This window comes from Streptosporangium sp. NPDC001681 (assembly GCF_040298085.1).
Taxonomy (GTDB): Bacteria; Actinomycetota; Actinomycetes; order Streptosporangiales; family Streptosporangiaceae; genus Streptosporangium.
In genome coordinates this window covers 1-2,600 of record NZ_JBEOZN010000291.1, presented here as the reverse complement: position 1 = coordinate 2,600, position 2,600 = coordinate 1, and the positions used below count along the sequence as shown (strand labels likewise).

Below are 2,600 nucleotides of genomic sequence, written 5' to 3'. Positions count from 1 at the left end.
CTCTCACCGAATACCCCGAGCCTCAGCAGGCCGTTCGCACCCAGGTCACCCGGTTCCTGACCGAACGCCAGAAGGGCTACTACGACGCCGTCGTCACCGAGCTGACCACCCCCGGCAAGCCCCTTTTCCAGGCCAACGCCGATCTGACCACCGCTCTGCGTCTGCTGCAGGCCTACACCGCGGCGGGTTTTCCCACCGCTCTCAACGACGACGAACTCCTGCAGGTCCTGCTGCACGGCGCCGAACGCCTGCCCGCCGACACCCCCGGTGACACCACCATCACCACCATCTTCCGCACGGCGCAAAGCACCTACAACTCTTGTGCCGCCACCTCTGACGCGGCCTGCGCCGCGACTTTCAATCCCTTCGCCGGTCAGCAGCATGCCTGGCTGACCAACTGTCTGACCTGGTACAAGAACCAGCTGCCCGTTGCCCGGTGGAGTCAGGATCCGCTGGCCAACACCATCACGGCCTTCGCCTACCACACCGCCGACACCCTGCGCCTGCGCTATGACCACCACTCCAAGAGCCTCAAGCAAAACAGCTACACCGAGACCCTCGCCCCCGTCACCACCGCCCACAAACTCCTCGAAACCTACGACACCGTGATTCACACCCCCACTCCATGACCGGCTGACAGCACAGACAACACCAGGCACGCGGTCCGGGGAGCGATGGGCGGAGTCATCGGCACTCGTTCTCCCGGCCCGCGGCATAGGCGGATCCGTCATCGGCGGATCCGAAGGAGGATGATCGGTGAGATCGAGCAGAACCCGTGGCGGGTCGGCGGTAGCCCGTCTGGCCAGGGCGATAAGGGTGGTTCTTCCCCTCGTGCTGACAGCGTCGCTGCTGCACGGAACACTCGCGGCGCCCGCGCACGCCGGGCTGTCCCTTGACGGCCAGCAGCGGATCGACACCGTCTTGCACGCGGCCACGATGCGTCTGCGCAGTCCGCAGCTTTTCAAGGACGTCGTGCTCAGCCTGCTCCATGTGGCTGAGGTCACCCGCAACCCCACCGCGAGCGAGGAGCACTACACCCAGGCCATCAAAGCGTCCGAGACCGGAATCGGCGCGAAGCTGGACCGCGCCTATCCCGGAGCCGGCCATGAGGTCGACGCCCTCGTCCGGATCGGCGCCTTGGCGGAGTCCGACCCGGGATATCGCGAGATCGGTGTGGTGCTGAACGGACTGGTGAACGAACTACCCGCCTCCCCGCAGCGATACGACGACTGGCGGCAGTCCCTCTCCAACCAGAGGTCCGCCGACGCCGAGGCGGCCGTCGTTCTGCGGGGGCTGAACGAGAAGGCGGCGGCGGCGATCCGGGAGTTGAGCGCGCAGCGGGGTGCCGACCACCCCGCCGTCAGGGCGTGGAACGCCGAGATCGGTGCCGACTCCGGCATCACCGCGAGCGCCACGACCGACGAGCTGCTGCAGAGCTCGCCCCTGAAGGACGCCGTCGACCTTCAGGCAATCATGAAATTCCCGCAGAGCGACCCGAAGCATAAAGAAGAAGTCATCAAGCAGCTGAACCAGTTGCTGGCCAAGAGCAACGAGAGCGTCAAGCAGACGGTGAAGGACATCGAGGTTCTGCACAACGGAAGCGACGGCGCCTTCCTCTGGGTCACCTACGCGCCTGCCGCGCCACCCAGTGCCTACGACCTGGCGGCGGAACGCGCCAAGACGCGGCAGGAGAGCATCAACGCGGCAGGGGAGGGGCTCAGGCTTCTGACCTCGATCATCGGGCTGACCAATCCCAAGGAGGCGCAGAAGATGGCCGCCGTCTGTGACGGGGTCATCAAGGTCGCCACCGCCGTCAACGAATACCTCCCCAAGATCGCCGGCAAGGGCTGGCGGGAGGCGGTCTTCTCGACCGGGACGGCGGACCTCGCCAAGACCGTCATCACCACGGTCGTCGCCCTGCTCCCGCTCTTCCAGGCCGGTCAGCCCAGTCCCAATGAGATGATCCTCAAGCAGGTCGGCGAGCTCCGCCAGCAGGTGGCGGGCCTGCACAACGCGATGAACGAGCAGTTCGCCCGGGTGAACAAGAATCTCAACGTCATCTACACCGAGATGCTGGGCAAGTTCGACGAGGTCCTGAAACTGGAGCAGGTGTCGATCGCCCAGCTCACCCAGATCCAGGGACAGCTCCACACCATCGAGCAGAAGGTGGACACCTGGTCGAGCGAGATCATCAGGTCCCTGCAGAACGAGCACCTCAAGAATGTCCGGGTGGCGCTGAGCCAGCATCTCAGATACCGCGAGACCCATCAGCAGCCGATCCCGACCGTGGGAGAGTTCGACAGCACGATGAACCTGGTTCATTTCGCTGGGGTGTCGCAGGCGCGGGAGGTTCCGTTCGTGCCCGGTAAGGGCAGCTACCCCACTCACGAAAACGATCCGGTGGCCGTGCTGGATCTGTATGAGGAGACCGGTGGTGCGACCGGGTTCTTGACCTGGTACGGCAATCGTAGGTACGGATGGCCCGCCGGCGTGTCGGCCGGTGACGCCGAGAAGATCCCCAACGCCGCGGTCTGGCTGTCGATGGCCACCGGCTACCGCCAGCTCGCCGCGGAAAACCCCGCCTACGCCGCTCAGATGAA

General features: G+C 65.3%; 2 protein-coding genes. Both read left to right on the top strand.

The window, feature by feature from the left end:
* A partial coding sequence (locus tag ABT130_RS47395; protein ID WP_350966469.1) for a hypothetical protein occupies positions 1-629 on the top strand: 629 nt, incomplete at its 5' end.
* A 127-nt stretch (positions 630-756) separates the two neighbouring features.
* Positions 757-2,600: hypothetical protein (locus ABT130_RS47390; protein WP_350966468.1), on the top strand; the 1,844-nt coding region annotated here is incomplete at its 3' end.